Annotated in this window: 16 protein-coding genes and 1 tRNA gene; 12 read left to right on the forward strand and 5 right to left on the reverse strand. The window is 71.5% G+C overall.

Features of this window, described 5'->3' with window-relative positions; translation table 11 throughout:
* The 3 genes from VK611_14595 to VK611_14605 all read left to right on the forward strand — a co-directional run.
* Positions 1 to 543: rod shape-determining protein (locus tag VK611_14595; protein HMG42562.1), on the forward strand; the 543-nt coding region annotated here is incomplete at its 5' end.
* A gap of 22 nt (positions 544 to 565) precedes the next feature.
* Positions 566 to 1,573 (forward strand): biotin synthase BioB, encoded by a 1,008-nt coding sequence (gene bioB, locus VK611_14600; GenBank protein HMG42563.1) that lies wholly within the window; start codon positions 566 to 568, stop codon positions 1,571 to 1,573.
* Entirely contained in the window at positions 1,570 to 1,749 is a 180-nt protein-coding gene (locus VK611_14605; protein HMG42564.1) for a hypothetical protein, read from the forward strand. Before bioB ends, VK611_14605 begins: the two co-directional genes overlap by 4 nt.
* A gap of 6 nt (positions 1,750 to 1,755) precedes the next feature.
* Here the strand turns inward: VK611_14605 and VK611_14610 are convergent, their stop codons facing one another.
* Positions 1,756 to 2,319: a HEAT repeat domain-containing protein gene (locus tag VK611_14610; protein HMG42565.1), complete on the reverse strand. Its 564-nt coding sequence runs from the start codon at positions 2,317 to 2,319 to the stop codon at positions 1,756 to 1,758.
* Between the two features lie 71 nt (positions 2,320 to 2,390).
* Here VK611_14610 and VK611_14615 point away from each other — a divergent pair, with 71 nt between their 5' ends.
* The gene (locus VK611_14615; protein HMG42566.1) at positions 2,391 to 3,020 is read left to right on the forward strand and encodes a TetR/AcrR family transcriptional regulator; all 630 of its coding nucleotides are present in this window, start codon (positions 2,391 to 2,393) and stop codon (positions 3,018 to 3,020) included.
* Between the two features lie 14 nt (positions 3,021 to 3,034).
* On the opposite strand, the gene VK611_14620 is transcribed toward VK611_14615, so the two are convergent.
* Entirely contained in the window at positions 3,035 to 3,712 is a 678-nt protein-coding gene (locus VK611_14620) for a hypothetical protein (protein HMG42567.1), read from the reverse strand.
* A gap of 10 nt (positions 3,713 to 3,722) precedes the next feature.
* Between VK611_14620 and VK611_14625 the strand changes: the two genes are divergently transcribed.
* The 4 genes from VK611_14625 (at position 3,723) to VK611_14640 (ending at position 10,166) form a co-directional block, all read left to right on the forward strand.
* Positions 3,723 to 4,808 carry a PDZ domain-containing protein gene (locus tag VK611_14625; GenBank protein ID HMG42568.1) on the forward strand — a complete coding sequence of 362 codons (1,086 nt, stop codon included), beginning with the start codon at positions 3,723 to 3,725 and terminating at the stop codon, positions 4,806 to 4,808.
* 114 nt (positions 4,809 to 4,922) lie between these two features.
* Positions 4,923 to 6,920 carry a DivIVA domain-containing protein gene (locus VK611_14630; protein ID HMG42569.1) on the forward strand — a complete coding sequence of 666 codons (1,998 nt, stop codon included), beginning with the start codon at positions 4,923 to 4,925 and terminating at the stop codon, positions 6,918 to 6,920.
* Positions 6,921 to 7,005: 85 nt separating this feature from the next.
* The gene (locus VK611_14635; GenBank protein ID HMG42570.1) at positions 7,006 to 10,044 is read left to right on the forward strand and encodes a UPF0182 family protein; all 3,039 of its coding nucleotides are present in this window, start codon (positions 7,006 to 7,008) and stop codon (positions 10,042 to 10,044) included.
* Positions 10,045 to 10,089: 45 nt separating this feature from the next.
* Positions 10,090 to 10,166: transfer RNA gene (locus VK611_14640), tRNA-Met, on the forward strand.
* 120 nt (positions 10,167 to 10,286) lie between these two features.
* Here VK611_14640 and VK611_14645 read toward each other — a convergent pair.
* On the reverse strand, positions 10,287 to 11,087 hold the full coding sequence (locus VK611_14645; GenBank protein HMG42571.1) for an SDR family oxidoreductase: 801 nt from the start codon (positions 11,085 to 11,087) through the stop codon (positions 10,287 to 10,289).
* Between the two features lie 23 nt (positions 11,088 to 11,110).
* Positions 11,111 to 11,797, reverse strand: coding sequence for a TetR/AcrR family transcriptional regulator (locus VK611_14650; protein ID HMG42572.1), 687 nt, complete (start codon positions 11,795 to 11,797; stop codon positions 11,111 to 11,113).
* A gap of 119 nt (positions 11,798 to 11,916) precedes the next feature.
* Here VK611_14650 and VK611_14655 point away from each other — a divergent pair, with 119 nt between their 5' ends.
* Positions 11,917 to 13,134, forward strand: a complete 1,218-nt coding sequence (locus VK611_14655; GenBank protein HMG42573.1) for a cytochrome P450 — start codon at positions 11,917 to 11,919, stop codon at positions 13,132 to 13,134.
* Entirely contained in the window at positions 13,131 to 14,066 is a 936-nt protein-coding gene (locus VK611_14660; GenBank protein ID HMG42574.1) for an alpha/beta hydrolase, read from the forward strand. Before VK611_14655 ends, VK611_14660 begins: the two co-directional genes overlap by 4 nt.
* An 8-nt stretch (positions 14,067 to 14,074) precedes the next feature.
* Here the strand turns inward: VK611_14660 and VK611_14665 are convergent, their stop codons facing one another.
* Positions 14,075 to 15,097 carry an LLM class flavin-dependent oxidoreductase gene (locus VK611_14665; GenBank protein HMG42575.1) on the reverse strand — a complete coding sequence of 341 codons (1,023 nt, stop codon included), beginning with the start codon at positions 15,095 to 15,097 and terminating at the stop codon, positions 14,075 to 14,077.
* Positions 15,098 to 15,257: 160 nt separating this feature from the next.
* Between VK611_14665 and VK611_14670 the strand changes: the two genes are divergently transcribed.
* Together VK611_14670 and VK611_14675 are read left to right on the forward strand one after the other, a co-directional pair.
* Complete coding sequence (locus VK611_14670; GenBank protein ID HMG42576.1) at positions 15,258 to 15,962, forward strand: GntR family transcriptional regulator; 705 nt, start codon at positions 15,258 to 15,260, stop codon at positions 15,960 to 15,962.
* 229 nt (positions 15,963 to 16,191) lie between these two features.
* Positions 16,192 to 16,932 carry a hypothetical protein gene (locus tag VK611_14675; GenBank protein ID HMG42577.1) on the forward strand — a complete coding sequence of 247 codons (741 nt, stop codon included), beginning with the start codon at positions 16,192 to 16,194 and terminating at the stop codon, positions 16,930 to 16,932.
* The last annotated feature ends 161 nt before the right edge of the window (positions 16,933 to 17,093 follow it).

Genomic DNA, 17,093 nt, shown 5'->3' on the forward strand with positions numbered 1-17,093 from the left:
GGCGGCGGCACCACCGAGACGGCGCTGATCTCGATGGGCGACATCGTGGCGGTCGACGCGGTCCGGGTCGGGAGCTTCGACCTCGACGCCGCCATCCAGTCCTACGTGCGCCGCGAGTACCGCATCGCCGTGGGCGACCGCACCGCCGAGGAGATCAAGCTGGCGATCGGGTCGGCCTGGCCCATCCAGGAGGACCTGAAGGCCGAGGTCCGGGGGCGCGACCTGGCCACCGGGCTGGCCAAGACGGTGATCCTCACGCCGGCCGAGCTGCGGGGCGCCACCGAGGACGTGGTGCGCGAGATCGTCGAGTCGGTGAAGGTGTGCCTGGGCAACGCCCCGCCGGAGCTGGCCAACGACGTGATCGGCGAGGGCCTGCACCTGGTGGGCGGGGGCGGCATGCTGCCGGGCCTCGACCAGCGCATCGCCAACGACATCGAGGTGCCGGTCCAGCTGGTGGAGAGCCCGCTGGAGTGCGTGGTGCTCGGCGCCGGCCAGTGCCTGGAGAGCCCCGCCGCCCTCCACGCCGTCTTCCAGGACGAGTGACCCGCCCGGTAGCTTTGGCCGGGTGACGGACACGGCTCCCACGCTGCTGGAAGGTGCCCGGACCGCCCTGCTGGAGGAAGGTCGTGAGCTGACGCTCCGCGAGCTGGCCGACCTGGCGGCGCTCCCCGACGACGACGTCCCCGCGCTGGCGGCCCTCGCCCACGAGGTGCGCCTGGCCCGCTGCGGTGACACGGTCGAGGTGGAGGGCATCCTCTCGGCCAAGACCGGCGGCTGCCCGGAGGACTGCTCGTTCTGCTCGCAGTCGTCGAAGTTCGACTCGCCGGTGAAGGCCGTGCCGCTGCTCGACCACGACGAGATCCTGTCGGCGGCCCGGGAGACGGCGGCCGTCGGCGCCAGCGAGTTCTGCCTGGTCTACGCCGTGCGCGGTCCCGACGAGCGGCTGATGGCCCACCTCGAGGAGGTCGTGCCGCTGGTCGAGCGGGAGACCGACCTGCAGGTGGCGGTGAGCGCCGGGATCCTCGACGCCGACCAGGCCCGGCGCCTGGCCGCGGCGGGCACGCACCGCTACAACCACAACCTGGAGACCGCGAAGTCGCACTTCGGGCGCATCGTCACCACCCACAGCTGGCAGGAGCGCTTCGACACCTGCCGGCTCGTGAAGGACGAGGGCATGGAGCTGTGCTGCGGCGTGCTGCTGGGCATGGGCGAGAGCGCCGAGCAGCGCATCGAGCTGCTGGGTCAGCTGCGGGACGTCGGGCCGGCCGAGGTGCCGGTGAACTTCCTGTCGCCCCGCCCGGGGACGCCGCTGGCCGACCGGCCGCTGGTGGGGGCGCTCGACGCCATCCGCTGGATCGCCGTGTTCCGGCTGGCGCTGCCCGAGGTGATCCTGCGCTACGCCGGCGGGCGGGAGGTCACGCTCGGCGACCTGCAGGAGCTGGGCATGCAGGCGGGCATCAACGCCCTCATCGTGGGTAACTACCTCACCACGCTGGGGCGGCGCCCCCAGGAGGACCTGGAGATGCTCGTCGAGCTGCGCATGCCGATCGGCGCCCTCACGAAGGTCCTGTGACCCCGGCGCACTGCCCGGGGTGCGGTCGCACGGCCGACGACTGCCCCGGCTGCGCCACCGCCTACGACCCGCCCCGGTTCTGCTCGGCGTGCGGTCGGCGGCTGCGGGTGCAGGTCACGCCCACCGGCTGGACCGCCTTTTGCCGCCCCTGCGCGGCGACGACAGCGTCGGTGTAACGCAGGTCAGCGCAGGTCTTCGGCGGCCTGGCGGACCTGCCAGTCACGGTCCTCGAGGGCCCGTTCGAGGGCGGCGTCGACCTCGGGGCCGTCGAACGGGGCGAGTGCCAGCACCGCCCGGCGGCGGATCGCCGGCTTGTCGTGGGTGGCGTCGAGGATGGCGGGCAGCCCGGCCGGGTCGGCCAGGGCACCCAGCGCCGCCACCGCGGCCTCGCGGCACAGCGGGTCGTCGTGCTGGCGGGCGATGGCGGACAGCGCGGTGACCGCCCCGCTCTCGGCCGGCACGCGCTCGCCCGACGCCCAGGCCGCGGTCTCCACCACCGCCGGCTCGGGGTCGTCGAGCGTCGTCAGCAGCGTGGGGGCGACGTCGCCCGGCCGTCCCGCCGCCAGCTCGGCGGCCCGCTGGCGGACCACCGGCGAGCCGTCGTCGAGTGCCGTGACCAGGTCGTCCGTCTGCAGGTCGCCGGCCCGTTCGAGCGCCGCCAGCGCGGTGGCCCGCACCGACGCGTCGTCGTCACCGAGGTAACCACGGGCAGTGGCGGCATCGCCTGCGTGTCCCGCGAGCGCCACGGTGCGGCGTCGCGCGATCGGGTCCACTAGTTTGCGAGGCACCTTCGTACGCCATTCATGGGGGGTTCACCGTGGCGGAGGAGCCACCCGCGACAGTCCGTCAACGGCAAGCGGCGGAGACCAAGCAGCACCTGCTGAACGCCGCCGTCGACGTGTTCGAGGAGCGGGGTTACCAGGCGACGAGCGTGGGGGCGATCACCCAGCGGGCCGCGACCGCGCACGGCACCTTCTACCTCTACTTCAAGAACAAAGAGGACGCCTTCTGCCAGGTGATGGAGACCGTCATCCCGGAGTTGTCCCCGCCGGCGGCCCTGCCGCCCGACCTGGAGTTCCGCGACGGCATCGAGCACGTGATCAGAGCGTTCATCGTCGCCTACCGCCCGCGGGTCGGGATGTGGCGGGCGGTGCTGGAGGGGATGCTGCAGTCGGAGCGGGTGCGGGAGCTGTGGCTCGACCTGCGGCGCACGCTGGTGCACGGCATCGCCGCGGTCGTCGAGTCGGAGTGCAAGCGGGGGCTGGTGCGCCCGGTCGACCCGCTGATGACGGCCCACGCGCTGGCGGCGATGACGGACTGGTTCGCGTTCATGCACTTCGGCCTGCAGGAGCCGCCGGTGGTCGGCACCGACCAGGAGCCCGACGACGAGCAGGCGATCGGCGTTCTGGTCGACCTGTGGCTGCATTCCCTGTACGGCCAGGTCTGAGGGTGTGTCCTGGCTCAAATCCCGCCCAACGTCTTGATGCCGAGCGCGACGAGCGCCACGATCACCGCCGCCAGCCCGATGCCGGCCAGGGCGACGTAGAGCAGCAGGCCGAGGCCGGCACGGATGCGCACGGCGCGGGGGATCGTGATGGTGACAGGTGCGGCGGCGGGTCGCTCGAGGAGCGCCGTCCCCGTCGTGGTGGCGCCGCCGCCGGCGGGCCCGAGCAGCGGGAGCAGGTCGTCGACGTCGTCGGGCGGAGCCAGCTCCCGGAGATCCGGCAACACCGGCTCCGGCGACACCGGCTCCGGCAACACCGGCGCCGGGCGGGTGTCGACGAAGGCGATCGGCGGGGGGACCGGCAGTCGGTCCTCGTGGAGCGGTGGGGCGACGGGCGGCGGCAGCACCTCGGGGTTCGGCGCCGACTGCTCCCGCCGGGCGGGGAACGAGCGTGACAGCCCCTCCCAGCCGCGCGCCACGCCGGCCCGGCCACGAGCGCCCTTCTTCCGCAACCAGATGCCGAAGGTGCCGAGGGCTTCGCGTCCCTGGCGCCACCATCGGCGCCAAGGATCCCACTGGTCGCCGTTGGAGGTCGACGAGGACGTGGCAGGCTGTTCCGGCCCGAAGAGCACGTCGGCCACGACGGCGCCGACGCACAGTCCGAGGACCACGGTGAGTACAAGTGTGAACTCCACCTCAGAAGGGATGGTAACCCTGCCGGGGCCTCCAACCCGGACAGGCCCGCGGCACCCGTGGATCCTCGCCGTCGTCGGCCTGCTCCTGCTGGCTTTCGTGTTCGGTGCGGCCCGCTTCGACCTGCCGTACTACGCCTTCCGTCCCGGTCAGGTGCGCGACACCAGCAACCTCATCTCGGTCGACGGGGTCGAGACCTTCGAGGCCGCGGGGTCGGTGAGCTACACGACGGTGTCGCTGCGCCGGCTCACGCTGTTCGGGTTCCTCGACGCCAAGCTCGACGACGACGTGGAGATCGTGGACGAGGAGACGGTGCTCGGCGACCGCGACCCCGACGAGAACCGCGAGCTCAACCTGCAGATGATGGACACGTCGAAGCAGGTGGCCACCCAGGTGGCGCTGGAGAAGCTCGGCTACACGGTGGAGGTGAGCGCCACCGGAGAGCGGGTGCTCGACGTGCAGGAGGACACACCGGCCGAAGGTGTGATGGAGCCCGGCGACATGATCGTGGCCGTAGAGGGCGAGCGGATCGACGACCCCGGCGACCTGGCCCGCATCCTGTCCGACAACCACCCCGGCGACGAGGTCGACATCAAGGTGCGGCCCTACACGGCCAGCTCGGAGAAGGACCTCAAGCTGGAGCTGGCGGCGGCGCCCGACGACCCCGACCGGGGGATCATGGGCGTGAGGGTGCAGGCCGACGGCGTCGAGTACCACTTCCCGATCGACGTCTCGTTCGACACCGGCGACGTCGGTGGCCCGTCGGCGGGGCTGGCGTTCACGCTGGGCCTGCTCGACAAGCTGTCGCCCGGCGAGCTGACCGGCGGTGCCCCGGTGGCGGTCACGGGCACGATCTCGTCGGACGGCACGGTGGGCCCGGTCGGGGGTACGGGGCAGAAAGCCGCCGCGGTGCGGCGGGCGGGCATCGAGGTGTTCCTGGTGCCGGCCGCCGACTACGAGGAGGCGGCCGCCCACGCCGGTGACGTGAAGGTCGTGAAGGTGGAGACCCTCGACGACGCTCTGGCGGCGCTGGCCGACCTCGGCGGCAACGGTCTCGACCTCCCCACGGCGCCCGCTCCGGCTTCCCCGGCCCGCTGAAACTTCGACGTGAACGGCGCCATGGCGACCGTTTCTGTCGAGTTTTCGGGGGTTTCCGGAGGCTGAGCGACGGTCAGCCGAGCAGGTGGGTGTGGAGGGGTAGCCTCGGCTCGAATGTCCCCTGACCTCGACACGGATGCCGCCAGCATCGCCCGCCGCCAGTTCTCGTCGGCCCGCAAGGGCTTCGATCCCGACGAGGTGCGGGCCTACCTGCGCGAGCTGGCCGACGTGGTCGACGGGCTGCGGCGCCGGGAGAAGGAGCTCCTCGCCCGGGCGGAGGCGGCCGAGGCGCGGGCGACGCAGGTCGAGTCCCTCGACGAGCACCGCCTGGTGGAGCTGCTGGGCGAGGAGACGGCCCGGATCCTCGACGCCGGCCGGGTGGCGTCGTCCGACATCCGGCGCAAGGCCGAGGAGTCGGCGGGGCGGCTGATCAGCGAGTCGAACGACGAGGCGCACCGGCTGCGGCAGGACACCGAGGTCGAGCTGGCGAAGCGACGGATCGAGGTGAACGTCGAGCTGGACTCGTTGCGGGCCGAGGCCTCGGCGGAGCTCGACCGACGTCGGGCCGAGGGAGCCGAGCTGGTGGCCGAGATCCGGCGGTCGGCGCAGGCCGAGGCCGACGAGCTGGTGGACGAGGCCCAGGTGGTGCGGGAGCGGATGCTGGGCGACCTGTCCCGGCGTCGACGTGCCGCCCGGGAGCAGCTGGAGCGGCTGAACGCGGCGCGGGAGCGGCTGCTGGCGGCCTACGACGTGGTGCGGCGCACGGTCGACGAGGCGACGGGGGAGCTGACCGTGGCGCTCCCGGAGGCGAAGGTCGCCGGCGAGTCGGCGATGCGGCGGGTCAACGAGGAGCCCGAGCCGACGGTCGAGGAGCTGGAGGACCTGGTCACGATGGCCCGGATCGCCGGCCTGCTCGACCCGTCGAGCCTGCCCCCGGAGGACCCCGAGCCGGCGCCCGACCTGGGCCTCCAGCCCGACGCGGTGGTCGCCGTCGTGGAGCCGGCGCCGGTCGAGGAGCCGGTGGTCGCGGTCGTGGAGCCCGAACCCGAGCCGGAGCCCGAGCCGGAACCCGTCGTCGTGGCGGAGCCCGAACCGGTCGTCGAGCCCGAGTCCGAGCCGGAGCCCGAGGTCGCCGAGGTCGAGGAAGACGAGGGGTTCGACCTCGACGAGTGGGACGACGAGTACGACGACGACGAGTACGTCGAGACGGCCCCGGCCGTGGCCTCCAACGTCGACGCCCTGTTCGCCCGCCTCAAGGCCGACACCGAGGTGGTTGCCGTCGCCGTCCTGGACGACGACGAGGACGACGAGCCCGAGCACTACGACGAGACCGAGGAGCTCGAGGGTTCCGGAGACGAGCTCGACGCCGTCGAGGAAGTCGAGGACGTCGAGCTGGAGGACCTCGAGGACATCGAGCTGGAGGACATCGAGGAGGACGACGAGGCCGCCTACGCCTCCGCTCCCGTCGCCGGTGACGGGGAGCTGGTCCAGCTGCGCGACACCACCCTCGCCGCCGTCGAGCACGAGCTGAACCGCCGGCTCAAGCGGGTCCTCGCCGACGAGCAGAACGAGGTCCTCGACCTCCTGCGTCGCACCAAGCCCACCACCAGCGACGACTTCCTCCCCGCCCTCGGCAGCCACACCGCCCGCTACACCGAGGCCGCCCGCGAGGAGCTGGGCGCGGCGGCGTCGTGGGGCGCCGCGGCCGTGGGGGGCGAGCCCGACGGGTCGCACGACGCCCTGGCCGTCGAGCTGGGCCAGACCGTGGTCGAGCCGCTGCGGGAGCGGATCGCCCGCTCGTTCAGCGCCGCCGGCGGCGACATCGAGGAGGTGACCGGCCGCCTCCGCGCCCTGTACCGCGAGTGGAAGAGCCAGCGGATCGCCGCGGCGGTCCGCCACTACGCCGTGGCCGCCTACGCCCAGGGCGCCTACGGGGCGGTCCCCGACGGCACCCCGCTGCGCTGGCTGGTCGACCGCACCAGCGACCCGTGCCCCGACGCCGACGACAACGCCCTGGCCGGCGCGGTGTGCAAGGGCGAGGCTTTCCCGACCGGCGACCATTGCCCGCCAGCCCATCTGGGCTGCCGCTGCATGGTCGTGCCGGCGGAGTAGTAAGACTGCGGAAATGCGTGCGCCGGACGATCTACCTCGTCGCCGCCGTCGCCGGGGCTGGGGCGGTCCGGGACGTGGGCGAGTCGTGCTCATCGTGGCGCTCGTCGCCCTGTTCTTCCTCCTCACCTCGTTGCGGGGGATCGCCGGCTTCTACACGGACTACCTCTGGTACGACTCGCTGGGCCTGTGGAGCGTGCAGCGGGGGATCCTGGGGGCGCAGCTCAGCCTGGCGCTGATCTTCATCGCCGCGTTCTTCCTGCTGGCGTGGTCCAACCTCTACGTCACCGAGGTGGTGGCGCCGCCGTTCCGTCCCGCCGGGCCCGAGGACGAGCTGCTCGAGCGCTACCACGACCTGGTCGCCGGGCGGATGACCCGGGTGCGCACGATCGTCGCCGGCCTGCTGGCGCTGATCGCCGGGTCGGGGGCCTCGGCCGAGTGGAACTCGTGGCTCCTGTTCACCAACGGCGGCGAGTTCGGGGTCAAGGACCCCCAGTTCAACCGCGACGTCGGCTTCTACGTCTTCAAGCTGCCGTTCATGTCGTTCGTGGTCGACTGGCTGTTCGCGTCGCTGCTGATCGTGCTGATCGTCTCGGCGGTGGCCCACTACCTGAACGGCGGCATCCGGGTGCAGCCGCCGTCGCCGCGGGTCAGCCCGCAGGTGAAGGCCCACCTGTCGGTGCTGCTGGCGGCGCTGGCCCTCGTCAAGACCGCCGACTACTACCTGCAGCGCTTCGAGCTGACGGCGTCGACCCGGGGCGTGGTCGACGGGGCCAGTTACACGGACGTCCATGCCCAGCTCCCGGCACTCAACCTGCTGGTGCTGATCTCGGTCGCCGCCGCGGCCCTGTTCGTCGGCAACATCTTCCGCCGGGGTTGGGCGCTGCCGCTGGTGGCGGTGGTGCTGTGGGGCTTCGTGGCCATCGTGGTGGGCGGGATCTACCCCCAGTTCGTGCAGTGGCGGACGGTCACGCCGAACGTGCTGGCCAAGGAAGAGACGTACATCGACCGCAACATCACGGCCACCCGCGACGCCATGGGGCTCGGCGAGGTGACGTCGAACCCGTTCGACCCCAAGGACGACGCGGCCGACGTCAACCTGGTCGACAGCGCGTCCACGATCCGCAACATCCGCCTGTGGGACCCGGCCAACAACATCTCCGGCGAGGCCTTCTCCCAGCTCCAGCAGATCCGTGACTACTACCGGATCGGCGACATCGACGTCGACCGCTACGCCGTCGACGGCCAGCCCACGCAGGTGAACCTGGGCATCCGCAACCTGCAGCCGGGCAACGTGCCGGGCAACTCGTGGGAGCAGAGCCACCTGGCCTACACCCACGGCTACGGGGCGGTGATGGCGCCGTCGAACGCCACGCAGGACGGCGAGCCCGACTTCCTCATGCGCGACATCCCGGTGCAGTCCGACGTCGAGGGCCTGACGCTGAGCGACCAGGGCGCCGGCGTCTACATCGGCGAGGACCTGAGCGGCTACTCGGTGGTCGACACCGGGCGCGACGAGGTCGACTACCAGGCCGAGGAGGGCACGCAGACCACCACCTACGAGGGCGAGGACGGCGTCGGTGTCGGGTCGTTCGTGCGCAAGGCCGCGTTCGCCCTGCGCTTCGGCGACATCAACCCGCTGCTGTCGAGCTACCTGACCGGCGACTCGAAGGTCATCTACATCCGCGACGTGGTCGACCGGGTGCACGCCCTGGCGCCGTTCCTCCACGCGGATGCCGACCCGTACCCCGTGGTGCTCGACGGCAAGGTGACGTGGGTGGTCGACCTGTACACGACCACCGACCGCTACCCCTACGCCCAGCGGGCCGAGACCGACCAGCTCGCCGACGCCAGCGACCTCGACCACCGCTTCAACTACGTGCGCAACTCGGTGAAGGCCACCGTCGACGCCTACGACGGCACCGTCACCTTCTACGTGATGGACACCGACGATCCCATCATCGACGCCTACCGCAAGGCGTTCCCCGAGCTGTTCACCGACGGCGACGAGATGCCGGGCGATCTGGAGTCGCACCTGCGCTACCCCGAGGACCTGTTCCGGGTGCAGACCACCGCGTGGGGCCGCTACCACCTGGAGAACCCGCGGGAGTGGTACGACGCCGGCGACGCCTGGCAGGTGGCCGCCGACCCGGGCACCAACGTGATCCGGGTCAACTCCACCACCGACACCACGGCTGCGGGGTCGTCGGCGTCGACGTCGACCAGCACGTCGAGCGCCGACCCGATCCCGCCCTACTACCAGCTGCTCCAGCTGCCCGAGGAGCAGGACGCCGAGTTCGTGCTGATGCGGCCGTTCGTGCCGGCGGCCCGGGAGAGCAGCCGGCAGCAGCTCACGGCGTTCATGGTCGCCCGGATGGACCCGGGGCACTACGGCGAGCTGGGCGTGTACACGATGCCGCAGGGGAACCTGCCCGAGGGGCCGTCGCTGGTGCGCGCCGCGATGCGCGCCGACGAGACGGTGGCCGACGAGGAATCACTGCTCGGTGTCAGGACAGGTGGGTCTCGGGTGATCTACGGCAACCTGATGATGGTGCCGGTCGACGGGAGCCTCCTGTACGTGCAGCCGCTGTACGTCGAGTCGGAGAGCGCGGGGCGCATCCCCCGGCTCACGAAGGTCATCCTGATGCTCGACGACGACGTGGTCATCGAGAACACCCTGCAGGAGGCCCTCACCACGATGTTCGGCGAGGCCGTCCCGACGCAGGAGACCGGCGACCCGACGCAGCCCGAGGAACCCTCGGAGGGCGAGGGTGAGGGCGGCGGCGAGGCGCCGTCGGGCTCGGCGGCGGAGCAGGCGGCCCAGCTGCTCGACGAGGCCAACCAGCTGTTCGACGACGCCGGGGCGGCGCTGGAGGACCAGGACCTCGCCCGCTACGGCGATCTCCAGGAGCAGGCCGAGGAGAAGGTGGCCGAGGCATCCGAGATCCTGGGCGCCGGCGGTTCCGGCTCGTCGCCCGCCACCACGACCACCACGGCGCCGGCCTCCGACGAGTCCGCCGCGGGCGCCGACGCCGACGTCCTGGACACCTTCGACGCTCCCGCCTCGTCGTCTCCGACCACCACGACCACCACCGAACCCCCCGAACCGTTGGCCCGCGGGGCGTAGTTGGTGGGCCGTCGAGACACTGCTAGAGTTTCACTTCCACACCGACGCGGGGTGGAGCAGTCTGGTAGCTCGTCGGGCTCATAACCCGAAGGTCGTGGGTTCAAATCCCACCCCCGCCACCAAAGCAAGTAGCAGTCCAGAGCCGGTCCCAGGACCGGCTCTTCTGCATCCCGGCCGGAGTTTTCTACCGAGCCAAGGTTGAAGCGTTGGCGGGATCCGTGGGTCGTCCGGGGCGGCGGGGCTCAGTCGAGTCCGAGCGCTGCACAGACGCCGCCGTCGATGAGCACATCGGTGCCCGTGATGAAGGAGGCCTTATGGGACAGGAGGAAGGCGACGACGTCGGCGACCTCCTCCGGGCGACCGAACCGGCGTACCGGAGACAGGTCGACGAGGGCCGTCATGGCTGGTTGGGCGGCGGCTTCCTGGGCACCCTGGGGGGTGTCGATGATGCCCGGTGACACCGAGCACACCCGACCTCCCACGCGTCCCCAGCGGAGCGCTTCGCGTCGTACCAGGCGTTGTACGCCGCGTTTGGCCCATCCGTAGGCGACAGCGGTGTCGGCGATCGTTTCACCGATGGCATCGGCGAGCCGGCTGGACAGGTCCGTGTGCAGCGGATCGTCGAGGACGGCATCGATGCGGGGGTCGCCGTGAGGGACGACGATCTGGGCCGCCATCGACGCGAAGCACACCGCCGCGGTGCCGGTCGTCACCAGGGGGGTGAGGACATCGAGGACGAGGGCGGAGCCCACCAGATCGACCGCGAAGATCTGCGGCCACGCGGCCATGGTCGGGGAGATGCCGGCTGCGTGCGCGACCGAGGTCAGGGCTCCGAGCTCGGCGACCAGTCCGGCGAGCTGCTCGAGGCGCGTCCGGTCGGTCACGTCGGCGACGAAGGCGGTCACGGTCGCATCGGTGGCCGCTAGCTGGTCGCGGGCGGTGGTGAGGAGGTCGGGGTCGCGGTCGACGAGCACCAGGGCGTCGACGGTGTCGGCGAGTGCGTCGGCACAGGATCGGCCCATCCCGCGCCCGGCGCCGGTCACGACCGCGACGGTCGGCGGGGAGGTCATCGTGGTCTCGTCGGGGTCGGGGCGGGCGGGTTGCGCAGGGCGCCGTCGATCAGGTGGTGGAACTGGGTCGAGGTGAGTACGCCGTCCGGGGGGTGCCCGGCCGAGGTGAGCAGGACGTGTTCGTTGATGAGTACGGAGTAGAGGTGGGCGAGGGCGCGTGGGTCGCCCTCGCGGACCTCGCCGGCCTCCTGGCCTTCACGTACGAGGTCGGTGAGGGTCGTCATGACGCCGTCGAAGGTGGGGTCGATGCCGGCGCCGACGGTGTCGAGCACCGGCCCGACGATCATGACACCGCCGCGTAGGTGGCGGAGCAGCTGCCGGAAGTGGGGTCGGTCGTCGAAGAAGGTGACGGTGACGTCGACGATGTGGTGGAGCTTCCCCAGCGCCGGCTCGTCCCGCTGCCCCGCCTGGCGGACGGCATCGAGGAGCTCGACCCCGCGTCGGGTCATCGTCTCGGCCACGAGGTCGTGCTTGCTGTCGAAGAACAGGTAGATCGCCGCGGTCGAGAACCCCGATTCGGTGGCGATCCGGCGCAACGAGCCATCGCGCAGGCCGTTCTGGCCGAACACCTTCTCGGCGGCGTCGAGGATCTCGGCCCGGTTGGCGGCACGCCGTTCGGCGCGGCGCCGGGTCTGCCGATCGTCCGGGGCCGCCGGCTCGACGGCGTGGGTCTGGTCTGTCACTCGAGAAGTCTCCCTGCCGTGGCGCCGGACACCCGCGGGCCTGGTGGCCTACAGTTCAGTTTAGTGGACGCCGGTCCACCGCAGGTCAGCGACGATCTGCCGCCGAGCAGGGAGCTGCCATGACCTCGGACATCCCGGCCACGACGCTGCTCGACCCCGCGGTGATCGACGATCCGTACCCCTTCTACCGGCGGCTCCACGAGGCGGCGCCGGTGTGGCTGGTTCCGGGCACCGAGGTGTGCGTTGTCGGCTCGTTCGCCGCGGTCGTCGAGGCCACCGGTCGCATCGACGACTTCTCGTCGAGCATGCACCACTTCCTCTACCGCGACGACGAGGGGCTCCCCGCCCGCCTTCCGTTCGGCGACGGGACCCAGGTCCTCGCGGTGGCGGATCCCCCGGTGCACAAGGTGCACCGCCAGGCCGTGTTCCCCGACCTCATGGCGAGACGGATGGCCGGCCTCGAACCCGAGATCACCGGCGTGACCGATCGGTGCCTCGACGATGCGCTCGCCCAGCGGAGGGTCGATTTCATGTCCGCCGTGGGCAACGTCGTGCCCATCACGATGATCACGCACCTGATCGGGTTCCGTGACCACGACCTCGCCAGCCTGCTGCAAGCCGCGTTCGACTCCACCGCCCAGGTCGGCGCCCGGGTCACCCTCGATGAGCTGAACGCCCTGCTCGTCGAGAGCGCCAAGACCTACGGATGGATCGCCGAGCAGCTCACCGCCTACGGCGCCGACGCCGAACACGAGATCCTCGGCACGATCGCCCGGGCCGTACGCGACGGAGCGATGGACGAGAGCGACGCCGTCATCGTCCTCCAGACCCTCCTGAGCGCGGGCGGTGAATCGACCACCAGCCTGCTCGGCAACTCGGTCCGCATCCTCGCCGAACGCCCCGAGCTGCAACAGCACCTCCGGGCTCGTCCCGGGCTCGTCGCGACGTTCGTCGAGGAGGTCCTGCGCCTCGAGTCACCCTTCCGGTTCCTGCCCCGCCACACCCCCCACGCCACCCACCTCGCCGGCGTCGACCTGCCCGCAGCCACCACGGTGCTGTTGATGTGGGGCGCCGCCAACCGCGACCCCGCCGAGTTCGACGCACCCGACGACCTGCGCCTCGACCGCCGCACACCCCGCCACCACCTCGCCTTCGGGCGCGGCATCCACCACTGCGTCGGCGCCCCCCTCGCCCGCATCGAAGCCCGCGTCGTGCTCACCACGCTGCTCGCCCGCTCCACGTCGTTCCGACTCGACCCCGACCGCACACCGCGATGGTTCGACAGCCTCCAGGTGCGCCGCCACGAGCACCTCCCGATCGTCATCGACGCCCGATGACCGACCACCCCGTGGCCAGCGAAGCGATGGCCGCCATCCTGCAACTCGGGCCCACCATCGCCCTCCCCGACGCCGAGTCGATCGAGGCCAGACGGGCAACCGTGGCCGCCGCGCTCACCGGGCCACTCGCCGCGGGGACCATCGCCGACGAAGCGCCCCTCGGCGGCCGACCCGCGCTCTGGATCCACCCCGCCACGCCCGTCGCCCCCGACGCGACGGGACCGATCGCCCTGTACCTGCACGGCGGCGCCTTCGAGGTCGGCTCACCCACCGCCTACCAGGCGTTCTGCTCGAACATCGCCCTCAGCCTCGACGCCACCGTCGTCGTGCCCGACTACCGCCTCGCCCCCGAGCACCCCTTCCCCGCAGCCGTCGACGACGCCCTCGCCGCCTACCGCGACCTGCTCGACACCGGGCACCCACCGTCGACCATCGCGCTCGTCGGCGACTCCGCGGGCGGTGGGCTCGTGCTGTCCTGCCTCCTCGCCGCGCACCGCGCTGAGCTCCCCCAACCGGCCGTAGCCGTCGGGATCTCCACCTGGGCCGACCTCACCCTCGAAGCCGACGCCCACCAGCGCTGCGCCACCACCGACCCCTTCGTCACCACCGCGATGCTCCGGCGCGCCGCCCGGCACTACCTCCTCGACACCGACCCACGCGACCCGCTGGCGTCACCCGTGCACGCGCCACCCGACGAGCTGGCCCGCCTGGCCCCCATCCTGCTGCTGGCCGCCGCCAACGAGGTGCTCGCCGACGACTCGTCGACCATGGCCGGACGCATCGCCCGCGCCGGCGGCGACATCACCCTCGACCTGTTCCCGACGGCCTTCCACGCCTGGCCCCTCGCCGGCGACAGCATCCCCGAATCCCGCGACGCGCTCGAACACCTCACCCGATTCATCCGCGAGCGTTGGCACCGAGGCCCTGTCTGAGACTCCGGTCAGGTGGTGACGGCGCTGATGAAGCGCTCCAACTCGCCGGGGATGTCGTCGCCGGCGGGCTGGTAGACGATCTCGGTCACTCCGCTGTCGGCCAGCTCGGCGACGCGGGCACGTAGTGCGTCGGCGGTGCCCGTCAGGGTCAACATCGGCAGCATGTCGGCGCCGGCGACGAGGGCCGCACAGTCACGACCGGTGAGGTGGACGAGGTGCCCCTCATGGGTGGCGAGGTGACGCTCGGCGGCCGGCAGGGCGAGCACCTCGTCGAGCCAGGCCTGGCCGCCGGGCAGCCCGGCGACGGCGGTCGCCCCACCTCGCTCGAACAGTGCGTGGTAGGCGACGGCGACCCCGTGGCCTGCGGCGTCGAGCACGCGCGGCGAGCGCACGTCCTCCTCGTCCTGCAGCACGGTGCCGAACTGCAGGAGCGCATGCCAGCCGTGGGCAGCAGCGTTGGGGATGGAGGCGGCGAAGATGCCGTCGCCGACCGCCTCTGCGACGGCGGTGCCCTTCGGTCCTTCCGCGCCGATGAGGATCGGGACGTCCATCGGTCGAGGCGCTCCGAAGCCGTTGGGATGGAGCATCTGGACGGCGGCGCCTTCCCACTCGGTGACCTCGCCACGCAGGAGCGCGCGCAGCACGGAGACGTAGTGCTCGACGTCAGCCCATCGCAACGGCTTCTGACCGAGGGTGTGGCGGCCGGTGAAACCCGACCCGAGCGCCACGCTGACCCGCCCGGGAGCGAGGTCGACGAGCGTGGCGATCGCCGCGGCGTTGGTCATCGGGTGTCGAAGGCTGGGAACGAGCACCGCTGGCCCGAGACCGATCGTGGTCGTCTTGGTGGCCGCGAGTGCCAGCTGCATCCAGACATCGGGATAGAGCGCCGGCGAGTCGTAGGCCCACGCCCGCACGAAGCCGAGCTCCTCGGCGACGTGGATGTGCTCGGCGCTCTGCATCGACGTCGCGAGTGCGCAGGAGATCTCCATGGCTCGCTGAGGCTGCTCCTCGACCCGCACCCCTGCGCTCATGTCCATCCCCCCGCTTGATCATCGGTCGGTCGTCGTATTGTATAGACAAAGTCACACGGGCCCTGCCCGCACCTGCCTTCGTCCCTTGGGAGCCATTCGTGGCCAGCCGCGTCCTGTCGAACATGGCCCGAGCCGTGGACCTCGTGTCGTCCGAGTCCTGATGGCTGTCCCCCGCTACCAGCAACTGGTCGAGGACCTGCTCACGCAGGTCGCCAACGGATCGATCGTGGTCGGAGGTCGACTGCCGACCGAGGAACAGATCTGCGCCGAGCACGGCCTGGCACGCGGAACGGTCCGCCAAGCCCTCGAGCGCCTCGAGCAGCTCGGCATGATCGATCGCCGCCCCGGCGCCGGCACCGTCCTCACCGCCGACCGTCCCGTCGGCCAGTACCAACCACTCGTGCAGACCGCCGCCGACGTCGCCACCCTCGCCGCCGAGACCCGCCTCGTACGGCCGCGAACCAGCGAGGTCAAGCTCACCGCCGCAATGGCCGAGCGGCTCGGCGCCCGCGCCGGCACCACCTGGCTCCTCGTCCAAGGGGTGCGGGCCCGCCGAAGAGAACCCGACACGCCGCTCTGCTGGAGCGAGCAGTACCTGCGCAGCAACCTGCCTCGCGAGAAGTTCATGAGCGGTCGGTTCACGACCGAGGACGTCGCCACCCACGCCATCGAGCAGACGATCTCCGCCGCACTGCTGACCGACGACCTCGCGGCCGCCCTCGACGCCGTTGCCGGCAACGCCGCGCTCGTCATCACCCGCCGCCATCGGGACAACCGAGGACACCTCGACAGCGTCGGGATCCACACCCATCCGGCCGATCGCTACACGATCACCACCACGATCCCCGCCAACTGCGAGCGGTAGCAAGAAGGAGCACATGGACTGGCGACGAGCAGTGACCGGCCACGACACGAACGGGAAGCCCATCGTCCGGCTCGATGGATCGATCGCCATCGCGAGAGACGCCGACGGGTCCGGGTCCGGGCCGATCCTGACGCTGAACAGGTGGCCCTCTTCACCCGAGGAAGGCGAGCCCGGCCTGGAGCACGAGACACCGACAGCGGGTGGCATCAGGGTCGTCGCGCTCGAGCTCGTGGCCTCCAGCGGCTGGATCGATCGTCCCGAGCGAGGCCGGCCCGGAACACTGGACGCGTATGTCGTCGTGGCCGGCGAGCTGGTGGTCGGCCTGGATGACGGCGAGACCACCCTGCGGTCGGGGGAGGTGCTCATCGTCCGAGGTCAGCCTCACCGCTTGCGACCACACGGTGACCTCGGAGCCCGACTCGTGGTCACCGCCATCACGCCCGATCCAGCGGCCGCCGAGCGGGAACCCACCAGCCTCCAGGGAGCAAGCGGAACAGCCAAACGGGTCCGCCGCGTCGTCGCGGGCACCGATGCCGCCGGCAAGTCCTTCGTCGCACAGGACGGCGACCCAGCCGTCTCGTTCTTCATCGGTGATGAGGATGACCCCATCGTCGCACTGGCCGACATGTGGGAGAGCGGAGGCCCCGTCGCCTCGGTCGACCAAGGCGGCGACGCGAGACCCCCCTGGCAGCTCGAACCTCGGGCGGGCGGACTGAAGGTGCTGAACCTGGAGATGCTGCCGACCGACACCGGACCCGGCTCTGGTGACGAGGGGTGGCACGCGACGGACACCATCGATGTCGACGTCGTCATCGACGGCGCCGTCGAGCTCTACCTCCCCGACCTACCACCGGTCAGCCTCTCCGCCGGCGACATCCTCGTACAACGAGCCACGAACCACCGCTGGCGTGCCACCGGCGACCGCCACCTGCGAATGATCACCATCATGATCGCGGTACTGCCGGCGTGACCCCGCTCCTTCTGCGTTCTCCGGAGGTCGCCGACGTTAGGGTCGGGGCGATGGGGCGTGAGGTCGTCACGGGGTACTGCTGGCCGCAGTCGGTGAGCGCGGGTGAGCGGGTCGGCCTGCACATGTCGTCGTCCGCGGGGCGGCCGGTGCGCGTCGAGGTG

This window comes from Acidimicrobiales bacterium, assembly GCA_035316325.1.
In the GTDB taxonomy this organism is placed as follows: Bacteria; Actinomycetota; Acidimicrobiia; order Acidimicrobiales; family VFJN01; genus DASXTK01.

Coding starts and splice junctions, on each gene's coding strand:
- VK611_14625 (HMG42568.1), top strand. CDS start 3,723: ATGGTAACCCTGCCGGGGCCTCCAACCCGGACAGGCCCGCGGCACCCG.
- VK611_14630 (HMG42569.1), top strand. CDS start 4,923: ATGTCCCCTGACCTCGACACGGATGCCGCCAGCATCGCCCGCCGCCAG.
- VK611_14655 (HMG42573.1), top strand. CDS start 11,917: ATGACCTCGGACATCCCGGCCACGACGCTGCTCGACCCCGCGGTGATC.
- VK611_14660 (HMG42574.1), top strand. CDS start 13,131: ATGACCGACCACCCCGTGGCCAGCGAAGCGATGGCCGCCATCCTGCAA.
- VK611_14665 (HMG42575.1), bottom strand. CDS start 15,097: ATGAGCGCAGGGGTGCGGGTCGAGGAGCAGCCTCAGCGAGCCATGGAG.
- VK611_14670 (HMG42576.1), top strand. CDS start 15,258: ATGGCTGTCCCCCGCTACCAGCAACTGGTCGAGGACCTGCTCACGCAG.